This is a genomic window from Achromobacter spanius (assembly GCF_003994415.1).
GTDB lineage: Bacteria > Pseudomonadota > Gammaproteobacteria > Burkholderiales > Burkholderiaceae_B > Achromobacter > Achromobacter spanius_C.
The window spans coordinates 5562583-5579404 of sequence record NZ_CP034689.1; the positions used below are offsets into that span (position 1 = coordinate 5562583).

The 16822-nt window shown below is 63.3% G+C and carries 17 protein-coding genes; 4 read left to right on the forward strand and 13 right to left on the reverse strand.

What is annotated here, in order from left to right; all coding sequences use genetic code 11:
* Positions 1-3: 3 nt before the first annotated feature.
* Positions 4-762, forward strand: coding sequence for a SapC family protein (locus ELS24_RS25445; RefSeq protein WP_127185697.1), 759 nt, complete (start codon positions 4-6; stop codon positions 760-762).
* An 80-nt stretch (positions 763-842) separates the two neighbouring features.
* Here the strand turns inward: ELS24_RS25445 and ELS24_RS25450 are convergent, their stop codons facing one another.
* Entirely contained in the window at positions 843-1601 is a 759-nt protein-coding gene (locus tag ELS24_RS25450; RefSeq protein WP_420042474.1) for an aldolase, read from the reverse strand.
* 199 nt (positions 1602-1800) lie between these two features.
* Between ELS24_RS25450 and ELS24_RS25455 the strand changes: the two genes are divergently transcribed.
* Positions 1801-2814, forward strand: coding sequence for a helix-turn-helix domain-containing protein (locus tag ELS24_RS25455; protein ID WP_050445512.1), 1014 nt, complete (start codon positions 1801-1803; stop codon positions 2812-2814).
* 18 nt (positions 2815-2832) lie between these two features.
* Here the strand turns inward: ELS24_RS25455 and ELS24_RS25460 are convergent, their stop codons facing one another.
* The 3 genes from ELS24_RS25460 to ELS24_RS25470 form a co-directional block, all read right to left on the reverse strand.
* Complete coding sequence (locus ELS24_RS25460) at positions 2833-4143, reverse strand: MFS transporter (protein ID WP_050445513.1); 1311 nt, start codon at positions 4141-4143, stop codon at positions 2833-2835.
* A gap of 47 nt (positions 4144-4190) precedes the next feature.
* Entirely contained in the window at positions 4191-4817 is a 627-nt protein-coding gene (locus ELS24_RS25465; protein WP_127185698.1) for a glutathione S-transferase family protein, read from the reverse strand.
* Between the two features lie 186 nt (positions 4818-5003).
* On the reverse strand, positions 5004-5783 hold the full coding sequence (locus ELS24_RS25470; protein WP_127185699.1) for an SDR family oxidoreductase: 780 nt from the start codon (positions 5781-5783) through the stop codon (positions 5004-5006).
* 179 nt (positions 5784-5962) lie between these two features.
* On the opposite strand from ELS24_RS25470, the gene ELS24_RS25475 reads away from it, so the two are divergent.
* Positions 5963-6328 (forward strand): winged helix-turn-helix transcriptional regulator, encoded by a 366-nt coding sequence (locus tag ELS24_RS25475; RefSeq protein ID WP_127185700.1) that lies wholly within the window; start codon positions 5963-5965, stop codon positions 6326-6328.
* A gap of 293 nt (positions 6329-6621) precedes the next feature.
* The gene (locus tag ELS24_RS25480) at positions 6622-7671 is read left to right on the forward strand and encodes an alpha/beta fold hydrolase (protein ID WP_127185701.1); all 1050 of its coding nucleotides are present in this window, start codon (positions 6622-6624) and stop codon (positions 7669-7671) included.
* 331 nt (positions 7672-8002) lie between these two features.
* Here ELS24_RS25480 and ELS24_RS25490 read toward each other — a convergent pair whose 3' ends face one another.
* The 9 genes from ELS24_RS25490 to ELS24_RS25530 all read right to left on the reverse strand — a co-directional run bounded on the left by ELS24_RS25490 (position 8003) and on the right by ELS24_RS25530 (position 16818).
* Positions 8003-8803 (reverse strand): alpha/beta hydrolase, encoded by an 801-nt coding sequence (locus ELS24_RS25490; protein WP_205736936.1) that lies wholly within the window; start codon positions 8801-8803, stop codon positions 8003-8005.
* The gene (locus ELS24_RS25495) at positions 8800-9957 is read right to left on the reverse strand and encodes a glycosyltransferase family 4 protein (protein WP_127185702.1); all 1158 of its coding nucleotides are present in this window, start codon (positions 9955-9957) and stop codon (positions 8800-8802) included. The genes ELS24_RS25490 and ELS24_RS25495 overlap by 4 nt, the downstream gene beginning before the upstream one ends.
* On the reverse strand, positions 9932-10888 hold the full coding sequence (locus ELS24_RS25500; protein WP_127185703.1) for a glycosyltransferase family 9 protein: 957 nt from the start codon (positions 10886-10888) through the stop codon (positions 9932-9934). The genes ELS24_RS25495 and ELS24_RS25500 overlap by 26 nt, the downstream gene beginning before the upstream one ends.
* A gap of 178 nt (positions 10889-11066) precedes the next feature.
* Positions 11067-12182: a serine hydrolase domain-containing protein gene (locus tag ELS24_RS25505; protein ID WP_127185704.1), complete on the reverse strand. Its 1116-nt coding sequence runs from the start codon at positions 12180-12182 to the stop codon at positions 11067-11069.
* Between the two features lie 147 nt (positions 12183-12329).
* On the reverse strand, positions 12330-13637 hold the full coding sequence (locus ELS24_RS25510; protein WP_127185705.1) for an ATP-binding protein: 1308 nt from the start codon (positions 13635-13637) through the stop codon (positions 12330-12332).
* Positions 13630-14331, reverse strand: coding sequence for a response regulator (locus ELS24_RS25515; RefSeq protein WP_127186467.1), 702 nt, complete (start codon positions 14329-14331; stop codon positions 13630-13632). The genes ELS24_RS25510 and ELS24_RS25515 overlap by 8 nt, the downstream gene beginning before the upstream one ends.
* Positions 14332-14501: 170 nt before the next feature.
* Positions 14502-15467 carry a Bug family tripartite tricarboxylate transporter substrate binding protein gene (locus ELS24_RS25520; protein ID WP_127185706.1) on the reverse strand — a complete coding sequence of 322 codons (966 nt, stop codon included), beginning with the start codon at positions 15465-15467 and terminating at the stop codon, positions 14502-14504.
* 32 nt (positions 15468-15499) lie between these two features.
* Positions 15500-16360 carry an alpha/beta hydrolase gene (locus tag ELS24_RS25525; RefSeq protein WP_127185707.1) on the reverse strand — a complete coding sequence of 287 codons (861 nt, stop codon included), beginning with the start codon at positions 16358-16360 and terminating at the stop codon, positions 15500-15502.
* Positions 16361-16392: 32 nt separating this feature from the next.
* Positions 16393-16818: a RidA family protein gene (locus tag ELS24_RS25530; protein ID WP_050445526.1), complete on the reverse strand. Its 426-nt coding sequence runs from the start codon at positions 16816-16818 to the stop codon at positions 16393-16395.
* Positions 16819-16822 lie beyond the last annotated feature (4 nt).

The window sequence follows — 16822 nt, forward strand, 5'->3', positions numbered from 1 at the left end:
ACCATGACTACGCAGACTTCGCTTCCCCTGTTCTACGAACAACCCCGCCCCCTGGCGGCCGGCGTGCACGCCAACCTGTCGCTGGCCGGCAACACGGGCTTTGCCTACGCCGCCAACACCAACGCGGTGCCGCTGGTGGCCACCGAGCTGCCCACCGCGTGCCGCCATTTCCCCATCGTCTTCACCGACGGTGAGCAGCCCACGCCCGTGGCGGTACTGGGTGTGCGCGGCCAGGAAAACCTGTTCGTCGACGCCGACGGCCAATGGCGCGCCGGCGTCTACATCCCGGCCTACATCCGCCGCTACCCCTTCATCTTCATGGAAAACGAAGACCGCAGCCAGTTCACGCTGTGCGTCGACGAGAAGGCCGCATCGGTGGTTGAAGGCCGCGACAACCCGTTCTTCGACGACGCTGGCGAACCCACCGACCTGGCCCGCAGCGCCCTGGATTTCTGCCGCGACTACCAAAACCAGCACGCCTACACGATGGAGTTCGCGCAGGCCCTGGCCGCCGCCGACCTGCTGATCGAGAACCGCGCCGACATCACCCTGCCCGACGGCCAGCGCCTGGCCATGTCCGGCTTCAAGGTGATCGACGAAGCCAAGTTCAACAAGCTGTCGGACGAAGAGTTCCTGCGCTGGCGCGCCAACGGCTGGCTGCCGCTGGTGTACTGCCACCTGCTGTCGATCAACACCTGGCCAGCCCTGATCAATCAGGTGCAGCCGGTGGCAGCGGCGGAAGAAGGCTCCGCCGAGGCGTAAGCCAAGCAGCCATACAGCAAGGCCGGCCCTTTGGGGGGCCGGCCTTTTTGTTTTTTGGCGAGGCAGCTGCGCAGTTATGTTTACGCTGAACCCTGCCGTTCAATCCGGCGCGCAAACATCGCAAAGCTCGCGCGCACGATGCTGGGCTTGAGCAAAAAATCATGCGACTCCGCCGCCAGCGCATCATCCACCGGCTTCACTTCGCCGTAAGCGGCCGCCGCCAGCAACTGATTACGCGCGGCGCGCTCGATCAGCACCGACAGATACAAGGTCTCTTCCACCGAGCTGGTCGCCGCCAGAAAACCATGGTTGGCCAACAGCACACATCGCTTGTTCCCCAAGGCAGCGGAAATGATTTCGCCTTCCTGATCGGCGATCGGCAAGCCCGGCCATTCCTTCAAATGCGCACAGTCGTTATGAAACGGCGTGGCGTCCATGTGCGACACCACCAGCGGGCGGCCGGTCATGGTCAGCGTCGACACATAAGGCGGATGCGTGTGCACGATGCAGCGCACGTCCGGCCGGTTGCGATAGACCCAGAAGTGAAAACGCACGGCGGGGTTGGGCGTGCCCGCTCCTTCCAGCACGTCCATGTTGTCGTTGATGCGAATGACCGTGTCGGGGCGGATCTCATCGAACGCCTGGGCCAGCGCCGTCGTGAAAAACGTGCCGTCGTCGTTCTTCACCGTGATCTGTCCGGCCAGGGTCTCGGAGTGCCCTTCCCGAGCCAGGATCCGGCAACTTAGCGCGATCTTCTCCTGCACGTTCCAGTTGCCGAAATCCAGCTTGTCAGCCGACCGTTTGAAGAACGCATCGGACTGCAGTTTCTTGTCATCCACACCCATCTCCTAATGCCTCGTGGCACAACACTGCCATTACATCTTGCGGCGGCTTTTACGCCATTGACCGCAACCGCACAGCGCTTGTCCAAGAGTGACACGGCCTAGGGTAAACGGCAGGTGCGTGCGCGATCCGCGTCGATACAATGATTTTGATTTTGCGGGCACTGGGCTCGCGCTGAAAGTCGGGTCCATCCATATGCACGTTGCCCAATCGCTTCCGCCTGCCGCCTCACAGCAGGAACCTGACCTGAACTTCGCCCCCCGTTTTCGTCCCTTCTACGAAGCCGAACTGTCCGGTTATCAGGCCCGCCTGGACAAGCTGGTGCTTCCTGGAGATTTCCTTCCGCTTACCCTGCAACCGCGCCTGCATTTGCAAGCGTGCCGGCTGCGCGCGGGCGGCTTGGCCGTGAACCTGGAGTCCACCCCCATGCGGGTCCAGCATCGCGCCGAACACGCGGCCGATGCGATGCGGGCGGAGTTCCTGGCCAGCTTCATCATTGAAGGGCACGGGGTCATCAGCCAGAACGGCGCAAGCCTGCCCGTGGAAACGGGCGACATCATTTTTCGTACGACGGCCCTGCCTTCTGAAGTGCGCATGCTGACGGATTCCCGGCTGGTCGTGATCAAAGGTTCGTTGCTGAATCTGCTGGGCATGCATTTGCAGGATATTTCGCAGTTCACCGCCCAACGCGCGGCGTCGACGCTGCCGATGGTGCGCACGGCGCACCACTGCCTGGGGCATGTGTTCTTTGAGCAAGCCGACACGGTCAGCCCCACGTCCAGCATGTTTGCCGAACAGGCGCTGATCTCCCTGCTTGCCGCCATCTACACCAGCCAGGCACTGGAGCAACTGCCCACCACCGAACGCGGCCCCATCGAAAGCTGGCAGGCAATCACCAGCTACGTGGACACGCATATCGTCGACAGCGACTTGTCCGTCGCGGCGGTGGCCCGCGCGTTGCGGGCGTCCAGCCGCTGGGTGCATCGCTTGTTCCAGATGCGCGGCATTCAATACGGCCAGTACGTGCGCGAACGCCGGTTGGAACTGGCCCGCACGGCGCTCGTTGATCCGTGCAAGGCCCATGTGGCGGTCAAGGACATTGCGCTGTCCTGTGGCTTTCAAGATGCCAGCCATTTCAGCCGCTGCTTCCAGCAACGCTTCGGCAGCCCGCCCAACAAATATCGCGCGTCGGTTCTGGCGCAGGATTAGCAGGCTGCCGGGCTCAGCTCAAGTAGCGCGCCGTGCCGGGGTGGGCTTCATCAAGAATGCCGACGTGCCTGCAATCACGCCCAGCACGGCCAGGTAGCCGCCCACGGGCACGATGCTGTCAAAGCGCGCCACCAGCATGGCCGACACCATGGGCGCCAAACCGCCGCCAATTGCCGCGGAGAACTGCACGCCGATCGACAAGCCCGAGTACCGCAGCTCTGGCGGAAACTGCGCGGCATACAGACTGGATTGCGGGGCAATCATCATCGCGTAGTTCAAGGCCATGGCCACAAACGCCGCCACGCTGTAAGCCAGCAGCGAGCCACTGCCCACGGCCATGAAGATAGGTATCGCCATCACGCCCAGCAGCAGCCCGCCCCAGCCGCACACGCGCCGGGCGCCATAGCGGTCGCCCAACATACCGAACACGGGAATGGTGAACGTCATCACGGCCGCGCCGTACAGCAGCGCTTGCAGCGCGTCAGACCGGTTGAAACCCAGCGTGGACACCGCGTACGACACGGAGAAGACCAGGAAGGTGTAGATCAGCGTCACTTCGGCCAGCTTGCAGCCCACGCACAGCAACAGCGCCTTGCCATGCTTGCCCAGCAATTCCGCCACCGGCAGCTTGACCTGGGTCTGCTCGGATTTGACGCGAGCAAAATCGGGCGATTCATCGATGCCTCGGCGTATCAATATCCCAACCACGATCAGCACCGCGCTGGCAAGAAATGGCAGGCGCCAGCCCCAGGACAGGAAGTCTTCTTCCGGCAGCCGCGTCACCAAGGCAAACGCGCCCACCGATAGCAAAATGCCCAGCGGCGCCCCCACCAAGGGCAGGCTGCCAAAGAAGCCCCGCCAGCGTGGCGGCGCGTGTTCCACCGCCATCAACATGGCGCCACCCAGCTCGCCGCCAAACGACAGGCCCTGCCCGATACGCAACGCCACCAGCAAGATCGGCGCCCACACGCCAATCTGCTCATAGGTGGGCAGCAGCCCGATCAGCACCGTGCAGATGCCCATCATCAGCAGGCTCAGCGTCAACATGGACTTGCGCCCAATGCGATCCCCAAAGTGCCCGAACAGGATCCCGCCCACGGGACGCGCCAGCATGCCGCTGGCGAACGCGGCAAACGCAGCCAAGGTGCCGGTCAAGGGGTCGAATTGCGGAAAGAACAGCTTGTTGAACACCAGCGCCGCGGCCGTGCCGTACGCAAGAAAATCAAACGCTTCGACGGCGGTTCCCACCACGGTCGCCACGGATATTCGAAGCAGATTCGGCTTTTTTCCAGCCCCCACATTCACGTCCGGTCGAGAGATTGCTTCCATGTTTTTTTTCCCCTGTGTGTTGTTCGTTGTGGCGTGGCGAATTTCGCTTACGTCACCTGTCCGGGCGCGACGTAGCCCGGCAGTGCTTCAATACGACGACGCCAAGCCGCTATCGCGGGATAGGCGTTCACATCAATCTCGGCCTCTTCGGCCAATGCCAGATAGCCATAGCAGGCGATATCCGCAACGCTGGGTGTGGTTGCCAGCCAAGGGCTTGCGGCAAGGCGCTTTTCAAGCAGGCTCAGCAAACGATCGGTCCGCTGTTGCAGCCCCTGCACATCAAGCATGGCCTCACTTACACCCAGGTGATGGGCGGCCTCGGCAAGACTCACCACCTTGGTCAGGCGCAGCGGCTGCAAGCTGTTGGCAATCTCGTTTGCCGACACCGAAATCCAGGAGAACATCTGCGCGCTATGAGGCTGCGACGCCAACCATTGCGGGGCGTGCTTCTGCGCCAGGTAAAGCAGAATCGCGTGGCTGTCCCAAACCGCCAGGCCGTCGTCGTCAATCGCCGGCACTTGCCGCCACGCGCTGATGCGTTCAAACGCGTCGGTCTGGTTCTTGCGCGCCAGCACATCGATGAATTCGCGCCGATAGGGCAAATTGATCAGCGACAGAAAAAGGCGCACCTTGTAGCAGTTGCCGGATCGGGGGTGGTCGTAGAGCGTGATCATGGGGAGCGGGGCGTGGCGCCTAATCAGTAACCTGCACGGGAAGAATGCGGGGAAGATGCAGGGAATGTTAGGGGCGCCCGCCCCGGCGGAATTGCCAGCACGCGCACGGGGATTGACCACAAGCGACAAAGTCTGCGGTCAGGCAAAGTGGAATCCGCGTTTGATCAGATGCCAGGGGGCCGGGCATCAAGCCGTGGGTATCGTTCCCCCGTCCACGACATACTCCGTACCCGTGATGGCGGCTGCACGGTTGGATGCCAGGAAGGCAATCAGGTCAGCGACCTCGGCGGGCTTGGCGGGCCGGCCCAAGGGGATGCCGCCCAGCGAATTCATGATGATCTGCTTGCCGCCTTCGTAATCGGTGCCCGCTTCGCTGGCCAGCCGCTGGGCCAGGGCGACGGCGGCTTCCGTCTCGATCCACCCGGGCGCCACGCGCACCACCCGCACGCCCTTGGGCGCAAGCTCCTTCGACAGGCTCTTGCTATAGGTGGAAAGCGCGGCCTTGGCGGCGGCGTATGCCGTGGTAGCTTCCGGCAGCGGCATCGCACGCTGGATCGACGTAACGTGGACCACCACGCCACCGCCCTGCGCCACCATGCCGGGCAGCAAGGCGCGATCCAGCCGCACGGCAGGAAGGAGATTGAGCGCCAGCTCGCGCTGCCACACGTCTTCGTCCAGCGCAGCGTAGCCGCCGCCGGGCGCGGACGACCCGCCCAACACATGGACGATGACGTCCACGCCGCCCAGCGTCGACGCGACGGCGCGCACTACCTCATCGCACCCTTCCACGGTTGAAAGATCCGCCAAGGCAAACAACGCGCCGCGTGCGTCCGCTGGCTCGTTCCGCGCGGTCGTCAACACCGTCGCACCCAGTTCGACAAACAACTCAACGACTGCTTTGCCCAGCCCTTGCGTGCCGGCCGTCACCAACACGCGCTTGCCCTTCAGTTGCAGGTCCATGGTCATCAGCCAAGCTCCCAAGCAAGTGGGGCGACATTGGTCCGGCCGCCTGCGTTGAAATGGGCGCCGATGGGACCAGGTAGGGGAATAGACATAGGTTCTCGCTAAGCGAAGTTGCGGTGCGATAATTGTCCGCACCCTGCGCCCCGCCGACAAGAACGCACGAAAAAGTTAGCGACTCCCCCATGAGAAAGCAATACACGCCCGAGACCGCCGCCCGAGACGTCGAGCAGGCCATACGCTTGCTCGAAGGCCGCTGGAAACTGCTTATTCTCTTTCATCTGTTCGATGGCAAGGTCCAACGCTATTCCGACCTTGAACGGCTGATTCCTGGCATCTCGCAAAAAATGCTGGCGCAACAGTTGCGGCAGATGGAAAGCGACGGGATGGTGTCGCGCATGGTCTATCCGGAAGTACCGCCCAAAGTGGAATACCGGTTGACGGAATGGGGGCAGGCGCTGTGTCCCGCATTGGATGCGATGCTGCTATGGACAGAGAAAAAGGCGGGGACGAGCACGAATGCAGAGGAAGTCCCTGCGCACACGAAGTAGGCCTTTGCACGCCTCTATGGGCGGGCCTTGGCTGGGGCACGCTTGCGTGCGCCGGTTTCCGTTGTTACCGGTCTGTCACCCGGCCTCGTGCCCGCCCACCCCGAATGACAGCGGGGCGCGGGCTTCCAAAGAGGCGCATAAATCGCTGACCTCGAACCACGTATTGCCCCTTTTTGCATCGCACTGTATCCACCCCTGGGCACCATACATTCCGACACCCAACGCCATCGCGCAGCCCCTATAAATCGTTCGCAGCAAGCCCAACCCCGCGAACTTTTCAAGGAGCATTCACGATGACGAACCCCATCGACCCGCAACGCCGCCGCCTGCTTGCCACGACATCGACGCTGGCGGCCGCCAGTCTGCTGAACCTTGCCGCCAGCGGCAGCGCTTTGGCCAAGGCAACACCCTCATCCTCGAACACGACAGGCGGTGGCGGCGCCACGCCGTTCAGTGATATCCGTCAGATCCGCGCCGGCACGCTCGACGTGGGCTATGTGGACGTGGGCCCGGCCAACGGCCCCGTCGCCGTCCTGCTGCACGGCTGGCCCTACGATATCCACGCCTTCGCCGACGTGGCGCCCCGGCTTACCGCCGCCGGTTACCGCGTGATCATTCCCCATCTGCGCGGTTACGGGTCCACCCGCTTCCTGTCGTCGGACACGCCCCGCAACGGCCAACAGGCGGCCATTGCAGTCGACATAATTGCGCTGATGGATGCATTGAAGATCGAACGCGCGGTCATCGCGGGGTTTGATTGGGGCGCGCGTACCGCCGACATCATGGCCGCGCTGTGGCCCGAACGCTGTGTAGCGCTGGTCTCGGTCAGCGGCTACCTGATCGGCAGCCAGGAGGGCAACCGCAAGCCGCTGCCCCCGCAGGCGGAATTCCAGTGGTGGTATCAGTTCTACTTCGCCACCGAGCGCGGCGCGACGGGCTACGCCGCCAACCGCGACGGCTTCAACAAGCTGATCTGGCAACTGGCATCACCCCAGTGGAAGTTCGACGACGCCACCTATCAGCGGTCGGCGCAGTCATTCGACAATCCGGATCACGTAGAGATCGTCATCCACAACTACCGCTGGCGCCTGGCGCTGGCCGAGGGCGAAGCGCAGTACGACGATCTGGAAAAGCGCCTGGCGACGATGCCGAAGATCAGCGTGCCGACGATCACGCTGGAAGGCGATGCCAACGGCGCCCCGCATCCGCCCCCCGCCGCCTACGCCAAGCAGTTCACCGGCAAGTACGAGCACCGCACCATCACGGGCGGCATCGGCCACAACCTGCCGCAAGAGGCGCCGCAGGCGTTCGCGGAGGCCGTGCTTCAGGTGGCGGGTCGCTGATGTGACGGCGCCGGGCCGCTTCTTGGCCCGGCATGGATTGCCCGCGCCGCTGTGGGCGCATTCGCTGGGGTCAGCAATTCATCCTGGCGCACCAGATCGGAAAGCGCCTTGCTGGTCCGTTCCCGTTCCATCAAGGCGGTACCGGCAACGGCATGTCGGTACCCAGACTTTTTGCCCACGCTTGTACCGCATGATGGTCTACCACGCGACCGGCCTCCACATCAGCCAGCGCTTCCTGGGTGGCACCTGTTCGGTCATCAGTACCTTGGTGGCTGGCGGGCATCTTCTTCCTCGTTGAAGTACGGTCATGCGGACATGGATCGATTTGACTTTAATCGTAGCGATTGGATTTGAATCGAATGGAGGGCGCCGTCGCTCTCGCAATGCCGTTGACGAACGCCGCCACCCGCGCGACAACTTCGCGGCGCTCGCGACCCATCGTGATCAGGTGGCGGCTGTCTGCGAGCAACTGCAAGGACACGTTCGTATTGCATGCCCGATGCACGATTTCAAAGGCGTTCGATACGGACGCGATGTCGTCGTGCCGGGCATGCATGACCAGGCAAGGCGCCCGTAATAGATTCATGCGACGCAACACCGAGGCCGTCAGCTTTCGCATCTGGGGAAGCGCCCACCAGGGAGTGCCCGGCTGCCCCATTGGGAGCGATCGTTCTGCAAACACACGGTGTTGGCCGATGCCCAGCGCCCGCAACACAGGCATCAGGAAGGCCAGCCGGGCATAGCGCGGCATGTCTCTGCCGTCATGTCGGAAAGCGGGTGACAAGGCCAGCACGCCGGCCACGTGCAGCGGGCGTTCCTGCGCCAGGGCCAGCGCCAACACGGCTCCCGTGGAGAATCCACCGACCACCAGGCGATCGACCCGGCCTGCCAGCAGATCCGCGCCGCGCCGCACGCTGGCCAACCAATCCAGCCAGCTTGTGTTCACCAGATGTTCCCGCGCGCCGCCATGGCCCGCCAGCGTCACCGTCAGCACGGTATAACCCTGAAGGTTCAGGCTGCGCGCAAGCAGGCGCATTTCCTTGGGCGTGCCGGCCAGGCTGTGAACCAGCAGGATGCCGGTGCGGCCACGCTCCCCGTTTCCGGCAAGCAAATAGTCGTTGGGCAAGTTCACGCCGACGTCCCCTCACCCTGGCAGGCTTCAGCGGGCAGGCTCGGATCCATCGCACGGCGGTACGCCTCAAGCGTGCGGAACATCTTTTCCCCCAAGCGGAAATGCGTGTCCGCAAACGCGCGCGCGTTGGCCACGATGGCTTGCGTGTGCCACGGTCGGTTTCGGATTTGCAGGATGCAATCGACATAGCCCGCGACGTCACCCGGCGCGGCCAGCCAGCCCGTATTGCCAGGCGTGACGATCTCGGGCAAGCCGCCCACATTGCTGGCCACGACAGGCCGGCCCGTGGCGTAGGCTTCGGGCACGATGCGCGACCAGGCTTCCGTTGCCGACGGCACCATCACCACGTCAGCGGCCCGGATCATGTCGGGCACATCGGTCCGGTGGCCGGCGAACACCACATGCTCCGCAATGCCCAGATCCACCGCCAGGCGGTACAGCTCGTACGCATACGCTTGGGTGGACGGGGTGGCCATGCCCACGACCAAGGCCACGGCGGGCACCCCTTGGACACGCAGGCGTTGCACCGCGCGCAGCAGGTCGGCCTGGCCTTTCTCCGGGCGCAGCATCGCGACGGTTGCGATAACGTAAGCCTCGTTGGCGGCAGGAATTTGCAGGTCGCGTCGGATGTGCAAGGACGCGTCCGGCTCGTCGGCCTGCCGGAAGAACTCTTCGCCGGCCCATTCGCCCACGACACTGATCCGATCTTCACGCACCAACCGCGCCGCCAGCAGTTCCTGCTTGCCGACGTTGCTGGTCGCGATGACGTGGTCGCAGCCAATGTGCCACTCCAGCCGGCGGCGCGGCGAGGTACGCATCGGCTTGGCGAAATGACGGGTACGAACGACCGCGCACAGGTCGCGGCAGAGTGCGGCGGTTTTGCCGTCGGCGCGGCTATGGCTGTCGATGACCTGGATGTGCAAGGCCTTGATGGCGCGGCGCAGCGCCAGGACGGTCAACGGCGAATACGCCGGCTTGAAGTCGATGTCCACGGTTGTCAGGTGGCGCTCGCGCGCCGCATGGCTGACGGCGCTGCCCGAGGGTGACGCGATGGCCACGTCGTAGCCATGGTCTTGCAGCCAGCTTGCCTGCTCCAGGGTGCGGAATTCCAATCCGCCCAGGCTGGGTTCAGCCAGCGTATGCAGTATGCGCATGATGCTCCAATACATTAAGGCAGGCGGCCAGCACGTCGTCAGGCGTGATGGCGTCGATTTTGTCGTGCGGATGACGCGGCACAACAGAGGCCGAGCCGGGCCGCTGCCAGAACCATTCCGGGTTCGGTTCGTTGAAAACGCCGACGTAGCGCACACAAGCACCTTGCGCAATATGCGAGGGGCCGCAGTCATTGGCCACCACCAGGCGGGCGCGCAGCATGATGGCGCTTAGCTCGGGAATGGACCGGCAATAGGCAATGGCGAAGTCGGGCCGCTGCATCGCTTGCAAGGTGTCGCGTTCCGCGTTCTCTTGCTGGCCCAGCACGAACAGGAAGCGGGTGTCATTGCCCAACTGCCGCTTGAGCTTGTCGGCCAACAGCAGGTAGTTCGCCAGGCTCCAACGCTTGAACGCGCCAGAACCGCCACCAGGGATCATCACCACGTCGGCGCTGTGGACGTTGCCCAGGTGCGGGCGCGCCAGCGTATGGAAGCACGTGCGCGTTGCGCGTCCAAGGTCAAACGGACGGTACGCGGCCAGCAGGCGCAGATTAGCCTGGCCGATATATTCGGTGATGTCCTTGCGGTGGCAATGCGTCCAGGCCAGGTCGCTGATTCGTGCATTGCGGAAGCCCAGGCGGATAGGCGGCCGACGCAGCAGGTTGACCACGCCGAAACGTTCGCTGCTGTGATGCAGGCTGACGCATATACGCGTGTTTTTTTTCAGGCTACGCAGGTAATCGCCGAATGTGGACGCACGCACAAACTCATCCACCCAGGGCAGCGCGCGGTAGAAGCCGCCCACATTGTCCCGGGCAACCACCTTGATGCCCAGCGACGGCCACCACGTCTTCAGCTGATACAACGTCGGCATGGCGACGATCTGGTCGCCGAGCTGCGGCTGGCTTCTGACATATACAACGATTTCCGACACCTTCGGCCTCCCTGCCCGTGACGCGGCCGGTTGACCGCTGGCGGGCAATGTATCGGGAGGCGTCCGGCAAATTTCCGGGTTCCCTTTAACGATTGTGAAAAAGCGTGCAGGGGCGCTTCATACAACTACACAATTTTCTGGTTGCTGCGCCCGATCGTCGCCAAACGTCTCAAAACGGCTACCTGCCGTACTTGGCCTGACGCATCATGCGCATTGTCATCGTCGATACCGAGGCAACCAGCGATTCGCCGGAATCCGCGTTGCTCATGACCAGCACGGCCAGCTTTTCCCGTGGGGCAAGCACCCATCGGGCATGGAAAGCTTCCGTCGCCCCGCTGTGTTCCCGTACTGACGCGGCGCTTACCAGGTCGTCGCCGCAAGGCGCGGCCAGCCACGACACGGCAAAGCGGCAATCCAGATCCAGGCCGCCACCCGCCACGGTTTCCAGGCCGAGCAGCATCCGCGCGGACCTTTCGGTCAGCACCCGCTTGCCGTTGTATCTGTCGCCGTCCTTGTCGCCGTATTTGCCACCCGCAAACAACATGCTGGAAAAGCGCGCCATCTCGGATGCGCTCATCCACAGCCCGTCCGCCGCCTGGTTGGGCTGCGCCGCTTCCTTCCAGGGCTGACCACGCCGATAGCCGGACGCGCGCTGTTCCAGCATGCGCGCGTGTGGCTGAAACCCCGCGCGCGGCATATTCAAGGGTTGAAGAATCGTGCGGCGCACGTAGGTATCGAAGGGTTCGTGCGCCACATGCGCCACCATGTCGCCCAGCAGCGCGTACGCCATATCGGCGCGGGCGCGGCCCATCGTGTCTTCCAGCGTGGCCGGATGCAGGCTCAGCAGATTACGGGCGGTATAGGGTTCCGAGCCCATCCACTGCATGGCGTTACGGCGGGGTTCCACGTGCCAGTCCGGCAAGGCGTCTCCGGCAGGCGCGTCCAGCAATAGCCGGCCATCGTCGGCGGCGCGCAGCACGGCGGCCGCCGTGACAAGCTTGCTGATGGCGCCCACGCGATACAGCGTGTCGCGGGTGGCGAGTCGATGCCGCGACGCATCCGCATAGCCAAAGCCCGTGCTCCAGACGATGCGCTGATCATCCACGATGGCGATCGACACGCCGGGCACCTTGGCCGCGTCCATGTCGTGGGGGATACGCAGGGCCAGGTATGCCAACACCGTCGCGTAATCGTCCTTGGCGATGGTTGCCGGCGCGGCGGGGGGCAGACTCTGGCAACCGCCCGCGGCTAGCAACAACGATCCGATGGCAACCAAGCGACTTAACGAGAACATGGCGGTCGGCAAACCCTGTCAATGAGGAATGCCGTGATGCTATCGATGCCTCCGCGCGGGATCTTTCCCGCTTTGTAGGGAGTTTGTGAAGATCTTTACACGGGTGTCGCCATGCCTGGCAGTGCGCGGACTGTTGCTGCCGAGCGGTCAGGCCGCGTTCCAGCTGATCACGAAGCGGGCGCCGCCCAGCGGGCTGTCGGCCACCAGCGCCGTGCCGTTGTGCCACCGCGCCACGCGGCTGACGATAGCCAGCCCCAGGCCGGTGCCGCCCGTGTCGCGCGCCCGGCTTTCATCCAGGCGGATAAAGGGCTCGAAGATGCGTTCACGATCGGCGGGCGGCACGCCTGGCCCGTCGTCGTCCACCGTCAGCACGTACTGCCGTGGCGCCGGGCGGGTTAACCCAACCTGAACCTGCCCGCCCGCGTGCCGGATTGCGTTCTGCAGCAGGTTGAGCAAGGCGCGCGTCATGTAGCGCGAGTGCAAGCGAACCTCGTCCACATCGCATTGCGTCACCGTGCACTGCACGCCCAGCAGCCCGGCCTCGAACGCCGCGTGCTGGACGACGGCATCAACCCAGCCACGCGCATCCAGCGCCTGAAGCGCAACGTTGTCGCTCTTGTGTTCCAGGCGCGCGTACATCAGCAATTCCGACGCCATGCTGTCCAGTTCGGCCACATCGCTTTTCATTTCCTCAACCAGGCGGCTGCGCGCCTCGGGGTCGGGTTCGCGGTCGATCATGTCCAGCTCGAACGACAGCCGGGAAATGGGCGTGCGCAGTTCGTGCGACACCGCATTGGTCAGGTCGCGCTGATTGCTGATCAGCGCGCTGATGCGATCGGACATCTGGTTGAACGTGTCGCCCAGCCCACGGATGCTGGAAAAACGCGACAGCCGCACGCGCGCTTGCAAGTCGCCCTGCCCCATGTGCTGCGCGGCGGTCTTCAGCGCTTCCAGGTCGCGCCAGATCGGCAGCGCCCACAGCAGCATGAAGCCGCACAACAGCAAGCCCAACGCGACGTAGATGCCAACGATTACCCAGGTGCCGACCAGCGGCTCCGGAGGCATCTTGACCAGCAACCATTGCGCGCCCGGCCCCGGAATGGCGGCAACGAAGCTCATCAGATTGTCACGCAGGAAGAAGCCGCCCGAGTCGATCGTGCGCCGCTCCTCGTCGGTCAGCGCGAAGTCCGCCGCGCGGTAGTCAGCGGGGTCCAGCACCTGCAAGACCAAGCCGTAATGCGGCGCCAGCGTGTTGCGCACATAATCGCGGCGCGCCTCGGGCGGCACGTTGGCCAATTCCTGCTTCAGGCTGTGTAACTGGCCGCGCACCGCCTCGCGCGTGTAGTTCGCGGTCTCGGGCTCGAAGAAGTAATTCGCGGCCCGATCCACCGCTTCGTTTGACAACACAAACCCAATCGCCAGGACCACGAAGATCCGCAGGACGAACTTAAGCATCGCCCAGCTCGTGCGCCTTGGGCGTGAACAAATAGCCCTTGCCCCAGATGGTCTTGATGCGGGTGGGGTCGCGTGGATCATCCTCCAGCTTGCGGCGCAGCTTGCTGACGCACACGTCCACGCTGCGATCCAGGCCGTTGAACTCAATGCCGCGCACCGCGTTAAGCAAATCGTCGCGCGTCAACACCTGGCCGGCCTGGCTGGCCAACGCCCACAACATCTCAAATTCCATGGTGGTCAGGTCCACTTCGACGCCCGCGAGTCTTACCGCGCGCGTCTGGCGGTCGATGGACAGCGGCCCGAATTCCAGGTGATCCAGCTGCGCCTCGGCCTGGTTGTGCCGGCGCATCAGCGCGCGAATCCGCGCGAGCAGCACGCGCGGCTCCACGGGCTTGATGACATAATCGTCCGCACCGGATTCCAGCCCCAGGATCTGGTCCAGATCGTCTTCGCGGGCGGTCAGCATCAGGATGGGCGCACTTGAAAAGGCGCGCAGGTCGCGGCAAACCTGCAAGCCGTCGCGGCCCGGCAGCATCAAGTCCAGAATGGTGATGGCCGGCTCGTGGCGACGAAATGCCTCCACCGCATGATCGCCGCGATAGGCCTGGGCGACAGTGAAACCGTGTTGTTCCAGAAACTGCGCAATCAAGCGCGAAAGCTTCGCATCGTCTTCGACTAACAAGGCCTTGGTCATGGTGTCCGGACTAAAGTTCACGCACCGCTACGGTGCATTTCGCGGCAAGCATACACCGAACGACCCAAGTCCAAGACAAGGTGGATGAATCGATACCCTGCATCAACCAGGGCATCTGCAACGGCGGGCGGGCGCGAACCCGTGTCGCTTGTCGGCCCGCTTGGCGTTCCCTATTCCGCCCGGGCGCCGGAAACCTTGACCGTCTCTGCCCACCGTTTGGTTTCCGAGGCAATGAATGCCGCGAATGCTTCAGGGCTTGAGGCGATCGGATTGAGCGACATCGTGGCGTTCGCCCGTTCGACTTCCGGGGTCTTGAGGGCAAGCCCGATCGCTTCGTTCATGCGCTTGATGATCGCATCCGGCGTACCCTTGGGCGCCACGATCCCGCCCCAAGCCACCGCTTCAAAGTTGGGGAAACCGGATTCGGCCATCGTGGGAACATCCGGCATGGTCGCCAGGCGCTTGGGACTGGTGACCGCAAACGCTTTCAGCGTGCCGTCGTTGATGAACTGCTGCACGCCGTTGACGTTATCGAACATCACGTCGACCCGGCCGCTGACGACATCCGATAGCGCCATGGAGCCGCTGCGATACGGCACATGGGTGATATCCAGCGCGCCAACCGCCTTCATCATTTCGCCCGTCAAATGGCTACCCGAACCTACCCCGGTTCCCGACGCGAAGTTCACCTTGCCGGGGTTCTGCTTGATATGCGCCGTCAATTCCGAGATCGAATTCGGCTTGAAGTTCTTGCCCGCGACAAGAATGTAAGGGTTGTCGAACAGCAAGCCGACGGGCCCAAAATCCTTGACCGGGTCGTAGGGCAGGCTGCTATAGAAGCTTGCGTTGACCGCCAGGGTGATGTTGTTGCCAAAGCCGAAGGTGTAGCCATCCGGCGCCGCCTTGGCAACCGTGCGGGTGCCCACGATTCCACCGGCGCTAGACAGGTTTTCCACGATGACGGGCTGTTTGAGGATCCTTCCAATCTGTTCGGCAACGGGCCGCGTCGCCACGTCTGGCCCAGACCCCGCCGCATAGGGAATGATGAGTTTTATGGGTTTGCTCGGCCAGGATTGCGCATGCACGGCCGTAGAAAGTGTGATCGCCAAGAGCGCGATCCATCGGGAAATTTTCATGGGATTCTCCAACATACCTTTTTGGCTGCACGTCATCCGCGCAAAATTTGAATCAGGCGATTCGTCCAGGGATATTCCGCGTCCCCCGCCGCAAGCGCCGGCGAAAAATGATCTCCCGGCAGCACCATGGTTTCGCAGGGCCGTTGCAACCGGCGCAGCTCGGCCTGCATGGTTTGGTTGCCCTTGATGATGCGTGGCAAGTCTTCCTTGGCATAGGCCAGCAACATCAAGGGCGCGTCTTCATTCAACAGACAAACCGGACTTGCCAACGCCGCTTCCGACGCGTCGTGTAGAAGAATTTGATGCGTACGTTCTTCCCCACTATCGGCAAGCCGATCGGGATACCGAATATCAAGCGGCGCACACAGCGGAAAGCACGCGACTATCGACGATGCCGGGATGCCGTGGCGCGTCAGACCGTCGGCGCTTAACGCGGCAAGCGTCATCAAGTGGCCGCCCGCCGAATGCCCGCCAAGCGCAATGCGGCTGGGGTCGCCGCCGTACTCGTGAATGTTCCGATACACCCACGAGATTGCTGACAGGCAATCATCCAGAAGCGCCTGCCATTTGTAGCCAGGCGCAAGCCGATACGAGACCGAGACAAACGTAATGCCGGCGGCGACCAATGCCGGGGCCATCAACGCCACCCACTCCTTGTAGCCATTCGTCCACGCGCCGCCATGCGCGAAGACCAGCACTGGGCCGGGTTGTCCGTGCGCGTTTCTGCTGGGGTACACGTCGAGTCGGTGCGCGTCCGTATCGCCGTATTGAATGTCGGCGACACGTTCACAGCGCAGGACGGCGGCAGCTGACAGCGCCAGGGCCGACCGCGCGTAGTCTTCGGCCTCTGGGGGATACAAGGGAGGTTGGGGAGATAGATCGGTGAAGCTCATGTCTGGACCGCGCTGAAGTGATTTCGCTTGCTCTACAGTGGCTTGTAGGCCACTGCCTTGATTTCGATGCGCAGCATCGGATGCGGCAGTTGGTGCACCGCCACGGTGGTTCGGGCGGGGCCGTCGTAGTCGAAATACTCGGCATAGACCTCGTTGTAGCCCTTGAAGTCGCCCATATCGACCAGATACGTGGAAAGCTCGACCAGGTCTTTCAGGCCGGCGCCCGCGCTTTCAAGAATCGCCTTGATGTTCTCGATGACCGCCCGCGTCTGCGCGCGGATATCGGCATCCAGCACGCCCATGGCGTCGGTTTCGGCGCCCACGAAGCTGTTGTCGGCGCGCCGGGAGCTGGTGCCCGAAATGAACAGAAAATCACCCGCACGCTTGACGTGGGGGAACTTGCCGCGCGGCTGCGCTCGTCCTTCGACGACGGCCGATGACACATTGCTTTTTTCCATGATT